Annotated in this window: 23 protein-coding genes and 1 pseudogene; 5 read left to right on the forward strand and 19 right to left on the reverse strand. The window is 65.2% G+C overall.

Annotation, left to right across the window (positions count from 1 at the left end; translation table 11 throughout):
• The 4 genes and pseudogenes from IGW04_RS22955 to IGW04_RS22970 form a co-directional block, all read left to right on the forward strand.
• Nucleotides 1-194, forward strand: a pseudogene (locus IGW04_RS22955) (hypothetical protein); the annotation flags it as partial.
• Nucleotides 195-853: 659 nt separating this feature from the next.
• Nucleotides 854-1,678, forward strand: a complete 825-nt coding sequence (locus IGW04_RS22960; RefSeq protein WP_194715430.1) for an ABC transporter ATP-binding protein — start codon at nt 854-856, stop codon at nt 1,676-1,678.
• Nucleotides 1,679-1,692: 14 nt separating this feature from the next.
• Nucleotides 1,693-2,943 (forward strand): phenylacetate--CoA ligase family protein, encoded by a 1,251-nt coding sequence (locus IGW04_RS22965; RefSeq protein WP_194715431.1) that lies wholly within the window; start codon nt 1,693-1,695, stop codon nt 2,941-2,943.
• 138 nt (nt 2,944-3,081) lie between these two features.
• The gene (locus IGW04_RS22970; RefSeq protein ID WP_194715432.1) at nt 3,082-4,410 is read left to right on the forward strand and encodes a hypothetical protein; all 1,329 of its coding nucleotides are present in this window, start codon (nt 3,082-3,084) and stop codon (nt 4,408-4,410) included.
• A 153-nt stretch (nt 4,411-4,563) separates the two neighbouring features.
• Here IGW04_RS22970 and IGW04_RS22975 read toward each other — a convergent pair whose 3' ends face one another.
• The 16 genes from IGW04_RS22975 to IGW04_RS23050 all read right to left on the reverse strand — a co-directional run bounded on the left by IGW04_RS22975 (nt 4,564) and on the right by IGW04_RS23050 (nt 17,200).
• Nucleotides 4,564-4,866, reverse strand: a complete 303-nt coding sequence (locus IGW04_RS22975; protein WP_194715433.1) for a DUF1330 domain-containing protein — start codon at nt 4,864-4,866, stop codon at nt 4,564-4,566.
• A 10-nt stretch (nt 4,867-4,876) separates the two neighbouring features.
• Nucleotides 4,877-5,839 carry an NAD(P)H-dependent flavin oxidoreductase gene (locus IGW04_RS22980; protein ID WP_194715434.1) on the reverse strand — a complete coding sequence of 321 codons (963 nt, stop codon included), beginning with the start codon at nt 5,837-5,839 and terminating at the stop codon, nt 4,877-4,879.
• Between the two features lie 222 nt (nt 5,840-6,061).
• On the reverse strand, nt 6,062-6,658 hold the full coding sequence (locus IGW04_RS22985; RefSeq protein ID WP_194715435.1) for an outer membrane beta-barrel protein: 597 nt from the start codon (nt 6,656-6,658) through the stop codon (nt 6,062-6,064).
• Between the two features lie 206 nt (nt 6,659-6,864).
• Nucleotides 6,865-7,770, reverse strand: a complete 906-nt coding sequence (locus tag IGW04_RS22990) for an MBL fold metallo-hydrolase (protein ID WP_194715436.1) — start codon at nt 7,768-7,770, stop codon at nt 6,865-6,867.
• Nucleotides 7,767-8,216 (reverse strand): hypothetical protein, encoded by a 450-nt coding sequence (locus IGW04_RS22995; protein ID WP_194715437.1) that lies wholly within the window; start codon nt 8,214-8,216, stop codon nt 7,767-7,769. The genes IGW04_RS22990 and IGW04_RS22995 overlap by 4 nt, the downstream gene beginning before the upstream one ends.
• An 8-nt stretch (nt 8,217-8,224) precedes the next feature.
• Entirely contained in the window at nt 8,225-8,437 is a 213-nt protein-coding gene (locus IGW04_RS23000; RefSeq protein WP_194715438.1) for a DUF1289 domain-containing protein, read from the reverse strand.
• Entirely contained in the window at nt 8,434-9,351 is a 918-nt protein-coding gene (locus IGW04_RS23005) for a hydroxymethylglutaryl-CoA lyase (protein WP_194715439.1), read from the reverse strand. The genes IGW04_RS23000 and IGW04_RS23005 overlap by 4 nt, the downstream gene beginning before the upstream one ends.
• A 1-nt stretch (nt 9,352) precedes the next feature.
• Entirely contained in the window at nt 9,353-10,282 is a 930-nt protein-coding gene (locus IGW04_RS23010) for a 2-hydroxyacid dehydrogenase (RefSeq protein ID WP_194715440.1), read from the reverse strand.
• Nucleotides 10,283-10,328: 46 nt separating this feature from the next.
• Complete coding sequence (gene bioB / locus IGW04_RS23015; RefSeq protein WP_194715441.1) at nt 10,329-11,357, reverse strand: biotin synthase BioB; 1,029 nt, start codon at nt 11,355-11,357, stop codon at nt 10,329-10,331.
• Nucleotides 11,358-11,371: 14 nt separating this feature from the next.
• A complete protein-coding gene (bioD, locus tag IGW04_RS23020) occupies nt 11,372-12,094 on the reverse strand; it encodes a dethiobiotin synthase (RefSeq protein ID WP_194715442.1) in 723 nt (240 codons plus the stop codon).
• On the reverse strand, nt 12,084-13,277 hold the full coding sequence (gene bioF, locus IGW04_RS23025) for an 8-amino-7-oxononanoate synthase (RefSeq protein ID WP_194715443.1): 1,194 nt from the start codon (nt 13,275-13,277) through the stop codon (nt 12,084-12,086). Before bioF ends, bioD begins: the two co-directional genes overlap by 11 nt.
• On the reverse strand, nt 13,274-14,614 hold the full coding sequence (locus IGW04_RS23030) for an adenosylmethionine--8-amino-7-oxononanoate transaminase (RefSeq protein WP_194715444.1): 1,341 nt from the start codon (nt 14,612-14,614) through the stop codon (nt 13,274-13,276). Before IGW04_RS23030 ends, bioF begins: the two co-directional genes overlap by 4 nt.
• Nucleotides 14,611-15,009 carry a YchJ family protein gene (locus IGW04_RS23035; protein WP_194715445.1) on the reverse strand — a complete coding sequence of 133 codons (399 nt, stop codon included), beginning with the start codon at nt 15,007-15,009 and terminating at the stop codon, nt 14,611-14,613. Before IGW04_RS23035 ends, IGW04_RS23030 begins: the two co-directional genes overlap by 4 nt.
• A complete protein-coding gene (locus IGW04_RS23040) occupies nt 15,006-15,416 on the reverse strand; it encodes a rhodanese-like domain-containing protein (protein WP_194715446.1) in 411 nt (136 codons plus the stop codon). Before IGW04_RS23040 ends, IGW04_RS23035 begins: the two co-directional genes overlap by 4 nt.
• 4 nt (nt 15,417-15,420) lie before the next feature.
• Nucleotides 15,421-16,038, reverse strand: a complete 618-nt coding sequence (locus IGW04_RS23045; RefSeq protein ID WP_194715447.1) for a 2-hydroxychromene-2-carboxylate isomerase — start codon at nt 16,036-16,038, stop codon at nt 15,421-15,423.
• A gap of 31 nt (nt 16,039-16,069) precedes the next feature.
• On the reverse strand, nt 16,070-17,200 hold the full coding sequence (locus IGW04_RS23050; RefSeq protein WP_194715448.1) for an acyl-CoA dehydrogenase family protein: 1,131 nt from the start codon (nt 17,198-17,200) through the stop codon (nt 16,070-16,072).
• Between IGW04_RS23050 and IGW04_RS23055 the strand changes: the two genes are divergently transcribed.
• Nucleotides 17,199-17,408 (forward strand): hypothetical protein, encoded by a 210-nt coding sequence (locus IGW04_RS23055; RefSeq protein ID WP_194715449.1) that lies wholly within the window; start codon nt 17,199-17,201, stop codon nt 17,406-17,408. The genes IGW04_RS23050 and IGW04_RS23055 overlap by 2 nt on opposite strands.
• 518 nt (nt 17,409-17,926) lie before the next feature.
• Here IGW04_RS23055 and IGW04_RS23060 read toward each other — a convergent pair.
• The 3 genes from IGW04_RS23060 to IGW04_RS23070 form a co-directional block, all read right to left on the reverse strand.
• On the reverse strand, nt 17,927-18,130 hold the full coding sequence (locus tag IGW04_RS23060; RefSeq protein ID WP_194715450.1) for a hypothetical protein: 204 nt from the start codon (nt 18,128-18,130) through the stop codon (nt 17,927-17,929).
• A gap of 146 nt (nt 18,131-18,276) precedes the next feature.
• Nucleotides 18,277-18,948 carry an SDR family oxidoreductase gene (locus IGW04_RS23065; protein ID WP_194715451.1) on the reverse strand — a complete coding sequence of 224 codons (672 nt, stop codon included), beginning with the start codon at nt 18,946-18,948 and terminating at the stop codon, nt 18,277-18,279.
• Nucleotides 18,949-18,951: 3 nt separating this feature from the next.
• On the reverse strand, nt 18,952-20,133 hold the full coding sequence (locus tag IGW04_RS23070; RefSeq protein WP_194715452.1) for an acetyl-CoA C-acetyltransferase: 1,182 nt from the start codon (nt 20,131-20,133) through the stop codon (nt 18,952-18,954).

Consider the following 20,133-nt stretch of genomic DNA (forward strand, 5'->3'; position numbering starts at 1 on the left):
TGACGCCGGATCAGCGTCATCGTGGCCAGGCGGACCAGCTGCTGGCCCATCGCAAGGCGGTCTATCAAGCCGCCCGGGCCGCCAAGCCGCAGCGCTGGGCAGGCGCCGTGCGCCATTGGGATCTTGACGAGGTGGTGTATCTGAACCCCGAGCGAAAGGAGGCTTTGCCGGCCGCGATGCCACGTGCTGCATGACTAATTTGGCGACAACTACCTTGACACATACCGCGAAGCAAAAAAAGTGACCCGGCCGCCGGGACGGATTCCCGGCTTGTCTCCACGACAGTGCAATCTGATTGCATCATCAGGGCAGGAGGACCGCACTGTCGCCTTTGTCGTTAGAGGTTAAAGACTTCAACGTCAAAGGCGTTCCTTCGCTAAGGATCAACTCCGGTGACGCAATACGATTGCACTGTCGTCATGACCAAGCCGGGTGTTCGCCCCGGCGGGCGAGTCACTTTTTTGCTTCGCCGAAAAAGTAACCAAAAAAGGCGACCCCGACTGTGCCGCCCCGCTACGCGGGGTTCCCGTGCCGTCGATGCCCGGAGCGGGGCGCGGCTAAACTCGCTACGCTGCGCTGCGCTCAGACAGACGCCGCACCTTTTCCCGCTCCGGGCATCGACGGCACGGCGGTACACAGACGGGGACCCTAACTGCAACTGCAACGGCAACGGCAACCGCAACGGCAAGGTCAAAGGCAACCGCAACTGTCGCTGCGCGTACGTCAAGAGCAACGGCAACGGCAATGGGCACCGCACCGATGGCAAACCCATTTGCACCGCATCCCCCCAGAACCTTGAAGGCGCCCCGTCGCCATCCGCCAACCCAGATGCCCCGCAACGAGAGCAAACCCCATGACACCCGAAACCAACCCCTCTCCTCCCTACCTCGCCGTCAACAACATCGAAGTCATCTACGACCACGTGATCCTGGTCCTGAAAGGCGTCTCCCTGCAGGTCCCGCGCGGCAGCGTCGTCGCCCTGATGGGCGGCAACGGCGCCGGCAAGTCCACTACGCTGAAAGCCATCTCCACCCTGCTGCGCGGCGAGCGCGGCGATGTCACGAAAGGCAGCGTCACCTTTGACGGCGAACGCATCGACCAGCTCACGCCGAACGCCCTGGTGCAGCGCGGCCTGTCGCAGGTGATGGAAGGACGACACTGCTTCGGCCACCTGACGATAGAGGAAAACCTGCTCACCGGCGCCTATACACGCCGGCTGTCGCGGCGCGAGCTGCAGCAGGCGCTGGACAAGGTGTATCACTACTTCCCGCGCCTGAAGGAGCGGCGTACTTCGCAGGCCGGCTATACCTCGGGGGGCGAACAGCAAATGTGCGCGATCGGCCGCTCGCTGATGGCGCAGCCGTCGATGATCCTGCTCGATGAACCGTCGATGGGCCTGGCGCCGCAGATCGTCGAGGAGATCTTCGAGATCGTGAAGGACCTGAACAGAAAGGAAAACGTGTCCTTCCTGCTGGCCGAGCAGAACACCACGGTCGCGCTGCGCTATGCCGACTTCGGCTACATCCTGGAGAACGGCCGGGTCGTGATGGAAGGCGAGGCGGCGGCGCTGGCGGCCAATGAGGACGTGAAGGAGTTCTATCTCGGCGTATCGGGCGCGGGCCGCAAGAGCTTTCGCGACATGAAGTTCTACCGCCGCCGCAAGCGCTGGCTGGCCTGAAAGGGAATCGCATCATGACCGTCTACTTCGACGAACTGGAAACCCGCGACCCGCAACAGCGTGAACGCGACCTGATGACGCGCCTGCCGTCGCTGATCGAGCGTGCAAAAGGCGCGCCCGGCTGGGCAAGGCTGCTCGGGCACATCGATGCGGGAGACATCACCAGCCGCGCCGCGCTGGCCCGGCTGCCCGTGACCCGCAAGTCCGACCTGAAGCAGCTGCAGCAGGCCCAACCGCCGTTCGGCGGCATGAACGCCACGCCGCTGCAGTCGCTGTCGCGCATCTTCATGTCGCCCGGTCCCATCTTCGACCCCGAAGGCTGCGGAGAGGACTGGTGGCGCTATGCCCGCCCCTTCCATGCACTCGGCCTGCGGCGCGGCGAGCTGGTACAGAACTGCTTTTCCTATCACTTCACGCCGGCCGCCTTCATGGTGGAAGGCGGCGCCAGGAAGCTGGGCTGCCCGGTGATTCCCGCCGGCAGCGGTCAGACCGAGATGCAGGTGCAGGCGATCGCCGCGCTCAGGCCGCACGCCTATGCGGGCACGCCGTCATTCCTGAAGATCATCGTCGAGAAGGCGCTGGAGATGGATGCCGATATCGGCAGCCTGCGCCGCGCACTGGTGGGCGCGGAAGCATTGCCGCCTTCGCTGCGTGCATGGCTGCGGGAGCACGGCGTGCCGCATGTGCTGCAGACCTACGGCTCGGCCGACATAGGCAACATCGCCTATGAAAGCATGACCGATGGCGAAGTCCATCCGGGCATGCTGCTGGATGAAGAGGTGCTGCTCGAAATCGTGCGCCCCGGCACTGGCGACCCTGTGCCCGAGGGCGAGGTCGGCGAAGTGGTGGTGACCGCCTTCAATCCCGACTATCCGCTGATCCGCTTTGCCACCGGCGACCTTTCTGCCGTGCTGCCGGGCATGTCGCCCTGCGGCCGCAGCAATGTGCGCATCCGCGGCTGGCTGGGGCGGGCCGACCAGACCACCAAGGTGCGCGCCATGTTCGTGCATCCATCCCAGGTGGCCGATGTGATGCGGCGCCATCCGCAAGTCCGGCGGGCGCGGCTGGTGGTCAGCGGCGAGATGGCCAATGACGTGATGACGCTGTTCTGCGAGGTCGACCAGCCGCAGGACGACGGCATGGCGGCCGGCATCGTGGCCACCATCCGCGACGTGACCAAGCTGCGCGGCGAAGTCAGGCTGGTCGCGCCCGGCACGCTGCCCAATGATGGACGGGTGATCGAGGATGCGCGGAAATTTGAATAGCTTGAATGGCTGCTTGCACTGGCGACACACGGTGTCTCGTGCCGTGTCGCACCTATAGCCGGCAGCTGAACAAAACCATGGTGCCAGCTACTCAGAGGCCCGCCGTTCAATACCGGACGGGACTTTTCTGGAGTATCCATGAACGAAAGCAAGCTGGCTCCTTCAAGAGCAAACATGTATGTCCAACTCGGCGCACAGCTGTGTTCCGGGATTGCGCCGCATGCAAGTGCCAGCAACTACATCGTCGGCCAGCTGCATACCGAACGAACCAGGCTGACACGGGAACAGATCGCCGCACGCTGCCGCAGGGAAAGGCTTGAAGCGGGCCTGCCGGTATATGAAGCGCCAAGGGTGAGTGCGCGCGAGGCTGGGCCATCGCAAGGGAGGTCCCTGCTCCAGCAGGCCACCTCGCTGGCAAGTGGTTTGCGGTCGGTCTCCGAGGCGGTGCTGGAGGCGGTCATGCCACGCTTTCCCAGCGCGGCGGCGAGCGGACTGGAAGGCAAGGGAACTGGCGATTACGCAGAACCCATAGAGAAATCAGCCGCACTGCCTCTGGGCAGTGATATCGGCGAGTTTTCTGAACTGGTCGAATCACTGGGCCTGCATGCAAGCTATTCTCACCGGTTCGCGCGCCTGTATGCATCGGAGCCCGCCCGCAGCGCCAGCTGGGTCGTAATGCCTTCCTTCGATCCGGACACGCTGTCACTGGACGGTCTGCTCGTCTTGCTGGAGACGAGCCAGCCGCGCGACGAACGGCGAGCGGAGCAACTGAAGACGATGCTGTCTTTTCTTTTGAAAAAGGAGGTGCGCGTCTTTACTGCGACCCCTGATGTGCTCGCTACCCTTCCCTGCGGCACATCGGTGGACTGCGTTCCAGTGCGCTCGCTCTGCGATGGAAAGGTGTTGCTCGATACCGTGCTGGCGGCGGCGCCAGGCAAGGGAAATGTCGTGATTCTGCCTCCGGATGCCATTGAGTCGCTGGCCAGCATGATCAGTCCAGCCTACAGGAACGCGACCGACGATTTTGTGTGGGTGACATCATCCCCCATGCGCACGCTGGGTCCCCAGTATCGGCTCAATTGCACGGCCCAGCCCGCCACTGGCCAAGTCGGTCCACAGACCGGTTCGTCATGCGCCGAAAATGAGAAACGGTCTGCGCTCTATGGCTTCGCGATCGGCGCAGGCGGTGCCTTGCTTGGCGTCGTCCTCGGCGCTGCCGTTTCCTTGCGCCGCAATGCCGCCGACCCAGCGGCTTCGGTAACACAGCGCATTCCTCGACAGATCGGCAATACCGATATGAAGTACAAGCGCGATTACAGCAGGGAGAACCAGAACAACGACGAGGCGAAGGACGACACGGAGTACAGCATGAAGGACATCAAGAAGGACACCATGAAGAATGCTGCGGAAGACAACCCGCAAGATCCTCCTCTGGAGGAAATAACCAGCTCCAATGCTGACGAATAGAGCGCTTTCGGCCTGGCCAGTTGGCGTAGGGCGTAATACCCGAAGGGCATTACGCCGTCTGTCACTTCCCTTGACCGGAGGTCTGGTGCAATGCCCTTCGGGTATTGCACCCTACAGACCCGCTGCGCTTCTGCGCCTCTGCAGTGCCAGCGCCTAAATGCCTTCCACGATGAACAGCCGCCCTATCGAGTGAGCCTGCCGTATCTCCCTGGCACGGGTGTATTCCGGCGAGTCGTACCAGGCACGCGCCTGTTCCAGCGAGGGATATTCCACCACCACGGTGCGCCAGTTTTCGTTGTGCTGCGCATCGCCCCCCTCGCACTGGATGCGCTGGCCGCCGCGGGCCAGCCAGACGCCGCCGTACTGTGCCACGGAAGCCGTCGACAGCGCACGGTAGTCCGCATAGCCCTCGGGGTTGCTGACCTGGATTTCCGCAACGACATAGGCTTTGGGCATGATCTTCTCCTTACAGCGCCAGGCGCTGGCGCGCCGCGGCATATTCATTGGACAGGCGTTCAACAACTTCGGCCACCGTGGGCACGTCGTCCATCAGGCCCACGCCCTGGCCGGCGCCCCAGATGTCGCGCCAGGCCTTGGCCTTGGCGCCGCCGCCGGAGCCGAAGTTCATCACGCTCTTGTCGGCCTGCGGCAGGTTTTCCGGGTCGAGGCCGGCGGTGACGATGGACTTCTTCAGGTAATTGCCATGCACGCCGGTGAACAGGTTGGTATAGACGATGTCGGCGGCGCTCGATTCAACGATGGCCTGGCGGTAGGCGTCGTCGACATTCGACTCCTTCGTTGCCAGCCAGCGCGAACCGATGTAAGCGAAGTCCGCACCCATGGCCTGGGCGGCCAGGATCGCATCGCCGGTGGCGATCGATCCCGACAGCGCAATCGGGCCGCTGAAGAACTTGCGCACCTCGCCCACCAGCGCGAACGGCGACAGCGCACCGGCATGGCCGCCCGCACCCGCCGCCACCAGGATCAGGCCGTCGACGCCCGCCTCCAGCGCCTTCTTTGCATGGCGGATCGAAATCACGTCATGCAGCACGATGCCGCCATAGCTGTGGATCGCATCCAGCATCTCCTTCGGCGGCGCGCGCAGCGAGGAAATGATGATGGGAACCCGGTGCCGCACGCAGACTTCCACGTCATGCGCCAGCCTGTCATTGGACTGGTGGACGATCTGGTTGACGGCAATCGGACCAATCCTGGCATCGGGATGGGCCTTGCCGTATTCCGCCAGGTCGTTCTGGATCTGGGTCAGCCAGGTATCGAGCAACTCGGCCGGGCGCGCGTTCAGCGCGGGGAAGGAGCCGACGATGCCCGCCTTGCACTGGGCTGTCACCAGAGCCGGACCGCTGGCAATAAACAGGGGCGATCCGATGACGGGAAGACGCAGGTTCTGCAGCGCAACGGGCAATGCCATGGCAACCTCACAGGATAGGATGAATGAATTACGGATCAGCCGATCGCTGACCGGCGCAGCAGATTATAGGGCACAAAAAGTACGGTCGTGCCTTGTTTGGCGGATGCTGATGGAGGCTGGCTCGGAGCGAAGAAGGGAACCGGTAAAACGCTGGTGACGTAATGGCAGGATGCTGGTCATGACAACCCGAACCGGGCGATCCGGTTCGGGTCGAACCCGCGATCAGAACTTGTACAGCAGACCCAGACTGAACACATTGAGGTTGTTTTTGTCGGTGAGCAGCGTATCGGAGCCAAAATTCAGCCGTTCATACTCGAATCGGCCGGCAAGGTTCCTGGTGAAGTCATATTGCACGCCTGCACCCAGCAGCAGCCCGGTCTTGTGACCGCTGTCAGAACCGCTTATGCCTTCGTATGGGTAGGCGACATCAAGTTTGCCGCGCGAAAAATGAACGCCGAGCTTGCCGAACACCTGCACTTCATTGCTCAACGGAATAATGCCAAGACCAGCCAGGGTGAAACTGTGCAGACGCGCTTTTAGCTTGTAACTTTCATCGCTTGCCTTGACAGTTCCGTAGTTCGCATAGGCGCCTTCAACTGCAAAGTTGGGAGAGAACTGATAACCCGCAAGCAACTTGACATTGACGCTCGGATTGGAGCAGGAAAGGCCAGCCTCGCAATTGATTTTGAAGTCTGACTTGCCCAGGCCGCCGCCGACATAAAACGAGGGGTTGACGGCTGCGTCGGCAGCCAGGGCAGAAGTGGCGGCAAGCGCCGGAAGCGCAAGAACCAGCGCCGAGATAATGGATTTTGCTTTCATGATTTTCCCTGAAAGATACCCAGCGATATTGCTGGATCGACAATTCTAGGGAAAATGAAGGAATGTTTCGCAAAAGCACTTAAACTGTTAATAGATAACTTTTTGTTAAGTGAAAAATTGCAACAATTTCCCGTGATCATGCGTTGAGCAAGGATGGGTTGCTGCTTTATTGCCTCGCACAGGAACCTGGAAGGACAGGCCTGCTTTCAGCAGTCCACCAGCGTGCCCTGTTCGACCCTGGCGACCCCGGCCCTGACCAGTTGCGACGCAGTCCAGTCCGCCAGTGCATCCTCCTCCATGCGCAGATGCATGCGGTTCGACGTTGCCAGCAGGGGCACGTCATGCATCCATTGCCGCAATTCCGTCAACGGGATACGCTTCTTCTCCAGCAGCCGGAACTTGACCAGCACCTTGATGCCATTCTGCGCATTTCGCGCCGGATCGGCCGCCAGGTAGTCCAGCCGCTTGAACGCCCGCTGCAGCGCGCCGGCCACGTCGGAAAACGGCGCGCCGTGACCGGGAATGACCAGGCGCACGTCGAGCGCGGCGATCTGCTCCAGCGTGGCGCGGGTTGCGTCGAAGCCCGGCTCGCCTTCCAGCTCGGGGAAGATCACGCCGAAGCCGTTTTCCCACAGCGCGTCGGCCGAGATCAGGATTTGCTGCGACGGGCAATACAGGATCAGCGAATGCGGATCATGTCCCGGCGCGCCCAGCACCTGCCATTCCATATCGCCCAGCACCAGGGTATCGCCGGCCGCCATGGTGGCGTCAAAGCGAAAGCGCGGGCAGTGCTGGCCGGTGGCGCGGTAGCTCAACGCATCCTCGTTCCAGTCGCGCACCGCCGGCGCTTCCGCTGCCGGGATGACGGTGCGGCAGCCATGGGCCTGCTGCAGCGCGGCGTTGCCGCCGACATGGTCGGAATGGGTATGGGTGTTGAGCAGCAGGTCCAGTGGACGGCCCTGCAGCAGGTGCGCCACCAGCTGCAGCGTCTGCGGTGCATGGGTCGCATAGCCGCTGTCGACCAGCGCGGTCTGCTCGCGGCCGATGAACAGGATGTTGTTGGACGACAGCCAGCCGCGCTGCAGCACATGCATGGAATCGGGCAGGCTCATTTCTTCATCTGGTAGGCAAGGGAAATCTTGGCGAACTCGATCAGCACAGGCTTGCTGCCGCCATTGAAGGTGGCGAAGGCATTCCCGGTGCGCACCACCAGCCGCGGCGGGAACAGCCAGGTGAAGAAGGGTATGCCTATCATCTTGGCGCTGCGCACGTCGCGCCATTCGACCTGGCGGTTGAACATCCAGGTCTGGCGGATGCCGCGCTCGTCGATGATCACCACCGAGCGCAGGAACCAGTAATAGCTCACGCCCAGCATCAGCGCCGCGCCCAGCAGCAGCAACTGCACGCCGATGCCGTATTGCAGCAGCGGATAGCGCAGCGCCACCGTGGTGCCATAGCCCGCCAGCACCGCGCACAGCACGGTGGCCATGATCTTGAAGCCAGGGCCGTAGGCCGGGCCGGTGACTGTCTTTTCAGGCTGGTAAAAACCGATCTGCATGGTGTCCTTTAGGCGGCATCGTCATCAAACATCGCGTCACGCCGGCGCGCGATCTCGCGCCATACCGCGCGTCGCTCGGCATCCGACGCGCTGCCCCAGGCGACGATCTCCTCTATCGTGCGCTGGCAGCCGACGCACAGGCCGGTGCCGGCATCCATCTGGCAAATGCTGATGCAGGGCGACGGCGCCGGACCGGGCGCATCGGGATCGAACAGGATCATTGCGCCCGCTTCGCGGCGATCGCATTGCCCACCCGGCTGGCGGCCCGCCTGCCGAGATGGCCGGCGATGAACTGGCCGGCATCGACCACCGCATCCAGGTCCACGCCGGTCTCGATGCCCAGTCCCTGCATCAGGTAGAGCACATCCTCGGTGGCGACATTGCCGGTGGCGCCCTTGGCATACGGGCAGCCGCCGAGGCCAGCCACCGATGAATGGAAGATGCTGATGCCCACTTCCAGGCTGGCGTAAATATTGGCCACCGCCTGGCCGTAGGTATCGTGGAAATGGCCGGACAGGCCCGCGATCGGAAACTCGCGGATCACCCGCGGCATCACTTCATGCACCTTCTTCGGCGTGGCCACGCCGATGGTGTCGGCGATGTCGATCTCGTCGCAGCCGAGGTCGCGCAGGCGGGCCACCACGTCGGCCACCGCGTCCAGCGGCACCTCGCCCTGGTAGGGACAGCCGAAGGCGCAGCTGACCGCTGCGCGCAGCCGCAGCTTGTGCTGCTTGGTCGCTTCGGCGACGTCGCGGAAGCGCTCGATCGATTCCGCGATCGAGCAGTTGATGTTCTTCTGCGAGAAGGCCTCGGATGCCGCGCCGAAGATCACGATCTCGTCGGCGCCGGCGGCCAGCGCCGCTTCGAAACCCTTCATGTTGGGCGCCAGCGCCGAATACACCACGCCGGGCTTGCGGCTGATGCCGGCCATGACCTCGGCCGAAGTCGCCATCTGCGGCACCCATTTCGGCGACACGAAGGATGCCGCCTCGATGTTCGGGAAGCCGGCCGCGGTCAGCCGGTTGACCAGCTCGATCTTGATATCGGCCGGTATGGTTTCCTTCTCGTTCTGCAGGCCGTCGCGCGGGCCGACCTCGACGATCTTGACCTTCTTCGGCAATTCAGGAAGTGCCATTTCAGTATCCTTTCTGTGGGTCGACCACGCCGGCAATGGCTTCGCCGCGCTGCAGCTGGGCGATCTTGCCGGCGATCTGGCGCACGCTGTCGCCGCGCAGGGTGACGGCGGCCGCATGGGGCGTGATGGTGATGCGCGGCTCCTGCCAGAACGGGTGCGCCGGCGGCAGCGGCTCCTCGCGGAACACGTCCAGCGTGGCGCCGGCAATGTGGCCGGACTGCACCAGCGCCAGCAGGTCTTCCTCGACCAGGTGCGCGCCGCGCGCCACGTTGACGAGATAGGCGCCCCGCGGCAGCTTTTCCAGCGTGGCGCGGTTCAGGATGCCGCGCGTTTCCTCGGTCAGCGGCAGGATGCAGACCAGCACCTTGCTGGCCGCCAGGAAGGCATCCAGCCCTTCCTCGCCGGCATGGCAGGTCACGCCCGCCACGTCCTTCGGACTGCGGCTCCAGCCATGCAGCGGAAAGCCGAAGTCGCGCAGGCTTTGCGCAATCCGGCTGCCGAGGATGCCCAGGCCGAGGATGCCGACCGTGAAGCTGCGCTTGTCATGCGGCTTCAGGAAGCGCCATTGCCCCACCTGCTGCTGCATCGCATATTCATCGAAGCGCCGGAAATAGCGCAGCACCGCATGGCTGACGTACTCGGCCATCTGCACGCCCATGCCGGCATCGTCCAGCCGCACCACCGGCACGCCGGCCGGCAGCGCATCGTCGAGCGCCATGATGCCGTCGACGCCGGCGCCAAGGTTGAAGATGGCCTTCAGGCCGGTGCGGCCGGAAAGCATGGCGCGCGGCGGCTGCCACACGACCGCATAGTCGGCCGGCGCATCGTCGCCTTCCTGCCAGGCGCGCACATCGGCGCCGGGGATGCTGGCGGCCAGGTCGGCCAGCCAGGGTTCCGGCCTGCCGCCGGTTGCATGGAACACTATCTTCATGATGTCTCGTCTCCTCTGTTTCTTTTCGTCGGTTCGTGCCGGCTGCTTACTGTGCCGCGGCTTGCGTGACTTCGCAGCGCGCGTCGGTATGCGCATGTTTGGCCTTCAGGCCCAGCCGCTCCAGCAGCGCGCGGTCCTCCTCCACTTCCGGGTTGCCCGTCACCAGCAGCTTGTCGCCGTAGAAGATGGAATTGGCGCCGGCCATGAAGCACATGGCCTGCACCGCGTCGCCAAGCTGGCGGCGGCCGGCTGACAGCCGCACCCGCGCCTTCGGCATGGTGATGCGGGCCACCGCGATGGTGCGCACGAATTCCAGCGGGTCGAGCGCGTCCTGGCCATACAGCGGCGTGCCCGGCACCTGCACCAGGTGGTTGATCGGCACCGATTCCGGGTAGGGCTCCATGTTGGCCAGCTGCGCAATCAGGCCGGCGCGCTGCAGCCGGGTCTCGCCCATGCCGACGATGCCGCCGCTGCAGACCTTGATGCCGGCGCCGCGCACCCGGCCCAGCGTGTCCAGGCGGTCCTGGTAGTCGCGGGTGCTGATGATGTTTTCATAGAACTCGGGCGCGGTGTCGAGATTGTGGTTGTAGTAGTCCAGGCCGGCGTCCTTCAGGCGCTGGGCCTGGTGTTCGGCCAGCATGCCCAGCGTGACGCAGGTCTCCATGCCCAGCGCCTTGACCTCGCGCACCATTTCCTCGACATGGTCGAGATCGCGGTCCTTGGGCTCGCGCCAGGCGGCGCCCATGCAGAAGCGGGTGGCGCCTTCGGCCCTGGCCGCGCGCGCCGCTTCCAGCACGGTGTCCAGCGGCAGGATCTTCTGCGCGGTCACGCCGGTGTCGTAGCGCGCCGCCTGCGGGCAGTAGCCGCAGTCTTCCGGGCAGCCGCCGGTCTTGATCGACAGCAGCGTGGCCAGCTCCACTTCGGCCGGATCGAAATGCTCGCGGTGGATTTGCTGGGCGCGCAGCATCAGCTCGTTGAACGGCAGGTCGAACAGGGCCAGCACGGCGTCGACCGGCCAGGTGTCGGCGGCAATGGGCTTGGGGCAGGCGTGGAAGGTGATCGGTTGAGCCGACATCGGTATGTCCTTTTTCAAAGTGAGGCAGCGCCTGTCCGGGGCCAGCCCGGCAGGCAGGTGAAGTCCAGGCAGGCGGCAGCGGCGGCGGCGCTGGGCTGCGCCAGCCGCGGTACCCGTCCCAGAAGCGGCGCCGGCAGCCTTGCGGCCAGCGCCTCGATATTGGCATCCAGATGCGGCATGGCCGCAGCCGGCGTGTTGGCGACCCAGCCGGCCAGCGTCAGTCCGCGCGCGGCGATCGCCTCGGCGGTCAGCAGCGCATGGCTGATGCAGCCAAGCCGCATGCCGACCACCAGCACCACCGGCAATGCCAGCAGTTGCGCCAGGTCGGCGGTGTCGAAGCCGTCGGTGAGCGGCACCCGGAAGCCGCCCACGCCCTCGACCACCACCGCGTCGGCGGCGGCGGCCACCTGGCGATAGCAGGCCAGCAGATGGGCCGGATCGAAGGATACGCCTTCCAGCGCCGCCGCGATATGCGGCGCCGCGGCTTCTCGCAGCAGATACGGCGTGGTCCAGGCGCGTGGCAGGCCGGCGCTGTCGGCAGCGGCAAGCTGGGCCACGTCATCGTTATGCAGTTCGCCGTCGCGCCACTCGGCGCCGGCGGCGATCGGCTTCATCGCGGCGGTGCGCAGGCCACTGGCGGCGCAGGCATGGGTCAGGGCGCTGGCGACCAGGGTCTTGCCGATCTCGGTATCGGTGCCGGCAACGAACCAGGCGGGTTGCTTGATATCAGTTGGCATCGCATTCCTCCTCGGTCAGCCGCAGCGCGTGGACCAGGCGCTGCATGTCTTCCGGCGCATGCGCGGCCGAGAAGGTCACGCGCAGCCGGGCGGTGTCGCGCGGCACGGTCGGCGGACGGATCGCCGGCACCCAGAAGCCGCCGCGCTGCAGTGCCGCGCTGGCGGCCAGCGCCGTGCTTGATGCGCCTATGCAGACCGGCTGGATTGCGGTGTCGGATGGCATCAGTTCCCAGCGTTTCAGCCGCAGCGCGGCGCGAAAGCCCGTCACCAGCATGTTCAGGCGGGCGCGGCGCATGGCGCCCTCCTCGCCCGCGATCAGCGCCAGGCTGGCCGACAGCGCATGGGCCAGCGCCGGCGGCGAGGCCGTGGTGTAGATGTAGGGACGGGCCCGCTGCACCAGCCATTCGATGACGGTGTCATGCGCCGCGACGAAGGCGCCGGACACGCCGGCCGCCTTGCCCAGCGTGCCCATGTACACCAGCTGCGGCGAGCGCAGGTTGAAATGCTCCAGGGCGCCGCGGCCCTGCGCGCCCAGCACGCCGAAGCCATGCGCATCGTCCACCACCAGCCAGGCGCCATGGCGCTCGCACAGGGCCAGCAGTTGTGGCAGCGGCGCGATGTCGCCGTCCATGCTGAAGACGCTGTCGGTGACCACGATGCGGTTCTGGGCACGGCTGGCCTTGAGCAGCGCTTCCAGCGCGTCGAGGTCGCCATGCGGATAGACGCTGACCTGGGAGCGCGACAGCCTGGCGCCGTCGATCAGCGAGGCATGGTTGAGTTCCTCGGAAAACAGTTCGGCATCCTTGCCGCCCAGCGCCGACAGCACGGCCAGGTTGGCCATGTAGCCGGTGGAAAAGAGCAGCGCGCGCGGCGCTTCCAGGTGCGGCGCCATGAATGCCGCCAGCTCGTCCTCCACCTTCGCATGGGCCAGGCTGTGGCCGCTGATCAGGTGCGAGGCGCCGCTGCCGGCGCCATAGCGCGCGGCGCCTTCCCGCAGGGCGGCGACGATGGCCGGATGCGAGGCCAGGCCGAGATAGTCGTTGCTGCAGAAGGCCCGCAGCGGCTGGCCGTCGGCGTCGGTATCGGGCGCGCAGCGGCCATGCACGGTGCGCCGGCGGCGGCGCAGCGATTGCGCATCCAGTGCTTGCAGGCCGGCCTGCAGGCGGTTCAACAGTTCGTTCATGCGGGCATCACCTCATCCAGTACAGCCATCGTGCGCTCGGCCAGCAGCGCGGTTTCTGCCTCGTCCAGCACGTACGGCGGCATCAGGTAGACCGTGCGGCCGATCGGCCGCAGCAGCAGTTCATGCTTCAGCGCGGCGGTGAAGAAGCGGCGCGCGAATCCGGTCGGCTCGACCTTCACATCGAAGGCCCAGATCATGCCCCGCTGGCGGAAGTTGGCGATGCGCGCATCTTCCGCCAGCGGCGCCAGCGCCGCCGACAGCGCAGCGGCGCGCTGGTGGTTGCGGTTGATCACATCGTCCTCGTCGAAGATGGCCAGCGTCGCCAGCGCGGCCCGGCAGGCCAGCGGATTGCCGGTATAGGAGTGGGAATGCAGGAAGCCGCGCGCGATGTCTTTATCGTAGAACGACCGGTAGACCGCATCGCTGCTCATCACCAGCGACAGCGGCAGGTAGCCGCCGGAGATGCCCTTGGACAGGCACAGGAAGTCGGGCCAGATGCCGGCCTGCTCGCAGGCGAAGAAGCTGCCGGTGCGGCCGCAGCCGACCGCGATCTCGTCGGCGACCAGGTGCACGCCGTAGCGGTCGCAGAGCTTGCGCACCTCGCGCAGATAGGCCGGGTCATGCATGGCCATGCCGGCCGCGCATTGCACCAGCGGCTCGACGATGATGGCGGCAATGCGGCCGGCGCGCTGCTGCAGCAGGGTTTCCAGCGCCGCGGCGGCGCGCATGGCCACTTCCACCGGCGTCTCGCTATCCAGCGCATTGCGCGCATCCGGCGTCGGCACCACATGCACGCCGCGCAGCAGCGGGCCGTATGCATCGCGGAACAGCTTCACGTCCGTCACCGACAGCGCGCCGATGGTCTCGCCGTGGTAGCTGCCCTGCAGGCAGACGAATTCCAGCTTGTCGGTGTAACCCTGGTTGCGCCAGGAATGGAAGCTCATCTTCAGCGCGATCTCCACCGCCGACGCGCCGTCGGAGGCATAGAAGCAATGCCCGAGCGCGCCGCCGGTGCGCGCCGACAGCTGCTCGGACAGCATCACCACCGGCTCATGGGTGAAGCCGGCCAGCATCGCATGCTCCAAGAGGTCGAGCTGGTCCTTCAGCGCGGCATTGATGCGGGCATTCGCATGGCCGAACAGGTTGACCCACCAGGAACTGATGGCGTCGAGATAGCGCTGCCCCTCGTGGTCGTACAGCCAGGCGCCGCGGCCATGGGACAGGGCCACCAGCGGCATGGTTTCATGGTGCTGCATCTGCGTGCATGGGTGCCACACGCTTTTGAGGCTGCGCGCCATCCATTCATCGCTGGCGCTGCTGTTCGGTGCTGTCGTCATGCCTGTCTTTCTGGAAAAGTGCCGTCAAGGTAAAACCAGCGCCCTTGCTCGCGCAGAAAGCGGCTGACTTCATGCAGGCGGTGGGCGCGCCCGCCGGTCTTGTAGCGGGCGACGAATTCGACCGTCGCCTCGTCCCCGTGTTCCTGGGCCGCACGCAGTTCCAGCCCCAGCCAGCAGGCTGCGCCGTCGTCCTGCAGCTCCGACAGCGGCGGCCGGGTGCGCGGATGCCAGGTCGCCGCCAGGTAGTCATGCAGGCCCAGCGCATAGGCGCTGTAGCGCGAGCGCATCAGCTCGGCCGCCGTTGGCGCGGGCGCGCCGCGATGCCAGGGGCCGCAGCAGCTGTCATAGTGCCCGCCGCCGCAGGGGCATGCCGTCGATGCGCCGCGCTGCTTCATGCCTTGGAAACCTTTGCCGGCTTTTGCTCGACCGGCGCGCCGGCCGCCTTCCAGGCAGAGAAGCCGCCGGCGATATGCGCCACCGGCTTCAAGCCCATGGTCTGCACGGTGTCGGTGGTGAGCGCGCTGCGCCAGCCGGCGGCGCAGAAGAAGATGAACTCGCGGTCTTCGCCGAACACCGGCTTGAAATACGGCGACTCGGGGTCGATCCAGAATTCGATCATGCCGCGCGGCGCATGGAAGGCGCCCGGTATCACGCCTTCGCGTTCCAGTTCGCGCACATCGCGCAGGTCCACCAGCTGCACCCGCGGGTCGGCCAGCTTCTGCTGCACTTCCTGCACGGTATAGGCCCTGATGCGCGATTCGGCCTGCTCCACCATGGTCTTGTAGCCTGTCGTCAGTGCCATAGCCTTATTCTCCTGTACGTTGCAGGGCGCCCTTGAGAAAGGCGTCGAGCTGGTTGAAACGATCGAATCCCCAGAAAGATTCCCCATCCACGATCATGAAGGGCGCGCCGAACACGCCGCGCGCCAGCGCATCCTGGGTTTCGGCGCGCAGCCGCTCGCGCACCGGCGCGCTGTCCTGCCCGGCCGCCAGCGCATCCGGGTCCAGGCCGAGCGCGGCGCCGACCTTGATCACTTCCTTTTCCTCGTCGATCGCCACGCCATCGACGAACATGGCGCGAAACAGCGCCTGCGCCAGTTCGATGGCGCGCGCCTCGCCGACGTGTTCGGCGGTCCACAGCATGGCGCGGGCGGCGACCTGGGTTGGCAGCGGAAAACGCGGCGGCCGATTGTACGGTATGCCGTGAAAGCGCGCAGTGCGCTCGAAATCATGGAAGGAATACTCGCCCTTGAGCGGGTAGCTGGTCAGCGCCGCGGTGCCGACGGTGCGAAACACCACGCCGAGCAGCACCGGATGCCATTGCACCAGCCGGCCGTTGTCGACCGCCAGCTGCTCGATGCGGCTGGCGGCGAAATAGGCATAGGGCGAGGAAAAGTCAAAGTAGAAGTCGATTGGTCCGGCCATGGAAGTCTCCTTGTCGTTATGGGTCGCGCTTTCAGCCCAGCGCGCGGGCAATCAGTATTTTCTGGATGTCGCTGGTTCCCTCGTAGATCTGGCAGACGCGCACGTCGCGGTAGATGCGCTCGACCGGAAAATCGCTGACGTAGCCGTAGCCGCCATGCACCTGGATCGCATCCGAACACACCCGCTCGGCCATCTCGGTGGCGAACAGCTTGGCCATCGCCGCTTCCTTCAGGCAGGCCAGCCCGGCATCCTTCATGCTGGCCGCATGCAGGATCATCTGCCGCGCCGCCTCGATCTGCGTGGCCATGTCGGCCAGCCGGAACTGCACTGCCTGGTGCCCGAACAGCGTCTGGCCGAAGCTGGTGCGCTCCCTGGCATAAGCCAGCGCCGCCTCGAACGCCGCGCGCGCCATGCCGACCGCCTGGGAGGCAATGCCGATGCGGCCGCCTTCGAGGCCGGACAGCGCGATGCGATAGCCCATGCCCTCCTCGCCGATCAGGTTCTGCGCCGGCACCCGGCAGTCCTCGAAGATGATCTGCGCGGTGTCCGAGGAATGCTGGCCCATCTTCTCTTCCAGCCGCGCCACGATGTAGCCAGGCGTTGCCGTAGGCACCCAGAACGCGCTGATGCCCTTCTTGCCCGCCTCCCTGTCAGTCACGGCCATTACGATGGCGACATCGGCATGCTTGCCGCTGGTGATGAACTGCTTGACGCCGTTGAGCACGTAATGGTCGCCATCGCGCACGGCCGTCGTCTTCAGAGACGAGGCATCGCTGCCGGCATGCGGCTCGGTCAGGCAGAACGCGCCCAGCATCTCGCCCTGTGCCAGCGGGCGCAGCCACTGCTGTTGCTGGGCGGGGCTGGCATACATCATCGCGATGCTGCATACCGGGCAGTTATTCACTGAAATCACGGTCGAGGTTCCGCCGTCGCCGGCGGCGATTTCTTCGAGCACCAGCGCCAAGGCGACATAATCCAGTCCCGCACCGCCCAGATCCTCCGGCACCGCGACCCCGAAGGCGCCGAGGGTGGCGAGCTCCTTCAGTTCCTCCTTCGGAAAATGATGCTCGCGGTCCCACCGGGCAGCGTTCGGGGCGAGCCGCTCTCGGGAGAAGGTACGGAGGGCATCGCGGATCATCTGGTGCTGTTCTGATAGGACCATGAAAAGGTCTCCTTTCTGGTTGGTCGCGATGGCGACATCATTGATGCAGTTACGCGCAGCGACAGTTGCCGTTGCCGTTGCCGTTGCCGTTGCCGTTGCCGTTGCCGTTGCTTTTGACTTACGCGCAGCGACAGTTGCAGTTGCAGTTGCAGTTGCAGTTGCAGTTGCAGTTGCAGTTGCAGTTGCAGTTGCAGTTAAGTCCCGTTGAGCGCGCCGTGTCAGCGGTGCCCGGAGCGGGAAAAGGTGCGGCGTCTGTTTGAGCCAAGCGCAGCTTGGCGAGTTTAGCCGCGCCCCGCTCCGGGTACCGCTGACACGGGGACCCCGCGCAGCGGGGCGCGATCACCGGGTCGCCTTTTTTTGGTTACTTTTTTTGGCGAAGCAAAAAAAGTGACCCGGCCGCCGGGACGGATTCCCGGCTTGTCTCCACGGCAGTGCAGCCGCATTGCGTCACCTGGCAATGCCTGGGCAGCACTGTCGGTGTTGAAGTTGACTTATGTCCGGCTCAAAGCAACCCTAACTTCAAAAGCAACTGCTGCTTCGCAGTGACGCCTTACCCCTGGTGACCCAAGGCCACTGCACTGTCGTCATGACCAGGCCGGGTGTTCGCCCCGGCGGGCGACCTACTTCTTTTGCTTCGCCAAAAGAAGTAGGCAAGAAAAGGCGACCCGGTGATCGCGCCCCGCTGCGCGGGGTTCCCGTGCCGTCGATGCCTGAAGCGGGGCGCGGCTAAACTCGCTCCGCTGCGCTTCGCTCAGACAGACGCCGCACCTTATCCGCTTCAGGCATCGCCGTCACGGCGCGCTCAACGGGACTGAACGGCAACGGCCACTTCAAAGGCAACGTCAACAACAAAAGCCACTGCAACTGCAACTGCAACTGCAACTGCAACTGCAACTGCAACTGCAACTGCAACTGCAACTGCAACTGCAACTGCAACTCGTAGGGTGCAATACCCGACAGGGCATTGCACCGAATCCGTTAATCAACCCAGGGGATTGCATTGAAACTTGCACCCCATTGCCCACGGTGCAATGCCCTTCGGGTATTGCACCCTACGAATCTGCATGGCGCTGCCCTCACCACGGCACCTGCCTTCCGGCATGGCTCCAGAAGCTGCCGCTCTCCTCGCGCCGCCGCGCCAGGATCACCTTCAGCATCCCCGCCACGCTGTCTTCCACCGCCAGCGCCGCCCCCTCGCCTCCCATGTCGGTCCGCACCCATCCCGGCGACATCGTCAGCAAGGTCGCCTTGGGATAATCGAAGGAGGCGCTTTTCATCGCCATGTTCAGCGCAGCCTTGGACGCACGATAGATCCAGCCATGGCTGCTCTCCGTTTCGCCGACGCTGCCCATCTCGCTGCTGATGACCACGAAGCGGCCACCCGCCTGCTCCACCATCGGCGCCACCAGCGGCAATGCCTGCATCGCTCCCAGCACATTGGCATGCATCACGGCATCGAAGTCGGCCTGGGTCGGCGGCGCGGTCGCGCCCTGGTGCGGCGGGCCATAGACGCCGGCAACGTAGATCGCCAGGTCCAGCTTGACGTCGTCTAGCTGCCAGCCCAGCCCGGCCAGCGACTCCGGCCGGGTCACGTCCAGCTTCAGCGGCATCGCACCGGCCGCCTGCAGCTCGGCCAGCGCCGCGTCCGCGCGCGCGGTGGCATGCACCTGCCAGCCGGCGGCCAGCAACTGGCGCACCAGTTCCCGGCCGATGCCGCGCGAGGCGCCCATCACCAGTGCGGCCGGCATGACTTACATCATCTCGATGGCCATCGCGGTGGCTTCGCCGCCGCCAATGCACAGCGCCGCCACGCCGCGCTTGCCGCCGGTCTTCTTCAGCGCGCCAATCAGCGTGACGATGATGCGAGCGCCCGATGCGCCGATCGGATGGCCCAGCGCGCAGGCGCCGCCGTGGATGTTGATCTTGTCGTGCGGGATGCCATGCTCGTTCATCGCCGCCATTGCCACCGCGGCGAATGCCTCGTTGACTTCGAACAGGTCGACTTCCCTGGTGTTCCAGCCGGTCTTTTCATACAGCTTGGCGATCGCGCCGACCGGCGCGGTGGTGAACCAGTTCGGTTCCTGCGAATGACGGGTATGCGCGACGATTTTCGCCAGCGGCGTGCAGCCCAGCTTCTTCGCGGTGGATTCACGCATCAGCACCACCGCGGCGGCGCCGTCGTTGATCGAGGAGGACGATGCGGCGGTGATGGTGCCGTCCTTCTTGAAGGCGGGCTTCAACGCGCCGATCTTGTCCAGCTTGGCCTTCAGCGGGCCTTCATCCTTGTCGATCACGGTGTCGCCATTGCGGCCCGGCACCGTCACCGGCGCGATCTCCCACTGGAAGGAGCCGTCGGCGGTGGCGGCCTGCGCGCGCTTGACCGAGTCGATCGCGAATGCGTCCTGGTCGGCGCGCGAGAATTGGTACTTGGCCACGCATTCCTCGGCGAAGGTGCCCATCGAGCGGCCCTTCTCATAGGCGTCTTCGAGGCCGTCCAGCATCATGTGGTCGTACATCATGCCGTGGCCGATGCGGTAGCCGCCGCGCGCCTTCGGGATCAGGTAAGGGGCATTGGTCATCGATTCCATGCCGCCCGCCACCACCACCTCATTGGTGCCGGCAACGATGGAATCATGGCCGTAGATCACCGCCTGCATCGCCGAGCCGCACATCTTGGACATCGTGACCGCGCCGGCGGATACCGGGATGCCGGCCTTGATCGCCGCCTGGCGCGCCGGAGCCTGGCCCTGGCCTGCCATCAGGCAGTTGCCGAACAGGACGTCCTGCACCTGGTCGGCCGGCACGCCGGCGCGCTCGACCGCGGCGCGGATCGCCACTGCGCCCAGGTCGCTGGCCGACAGCGCAGAAAAGTCGCCCTGGAATGCGCCCATGGGGGTGCGTGCGGCGCCGACGATAACGATGGGGTCGTTCAT

The sequence above is a fragment of the Noviherbaspirillum soli genome (genome assembly GCF_015352955.1).
Classification (GTDB): domain Bacteria; phylum Pseudomonadota; class Gammaproteobacteria; order Burkholderiales; family Burkholderiaceae_D; genus Noviherbaspirillum_A; species Noviherbaspirillum_A soli.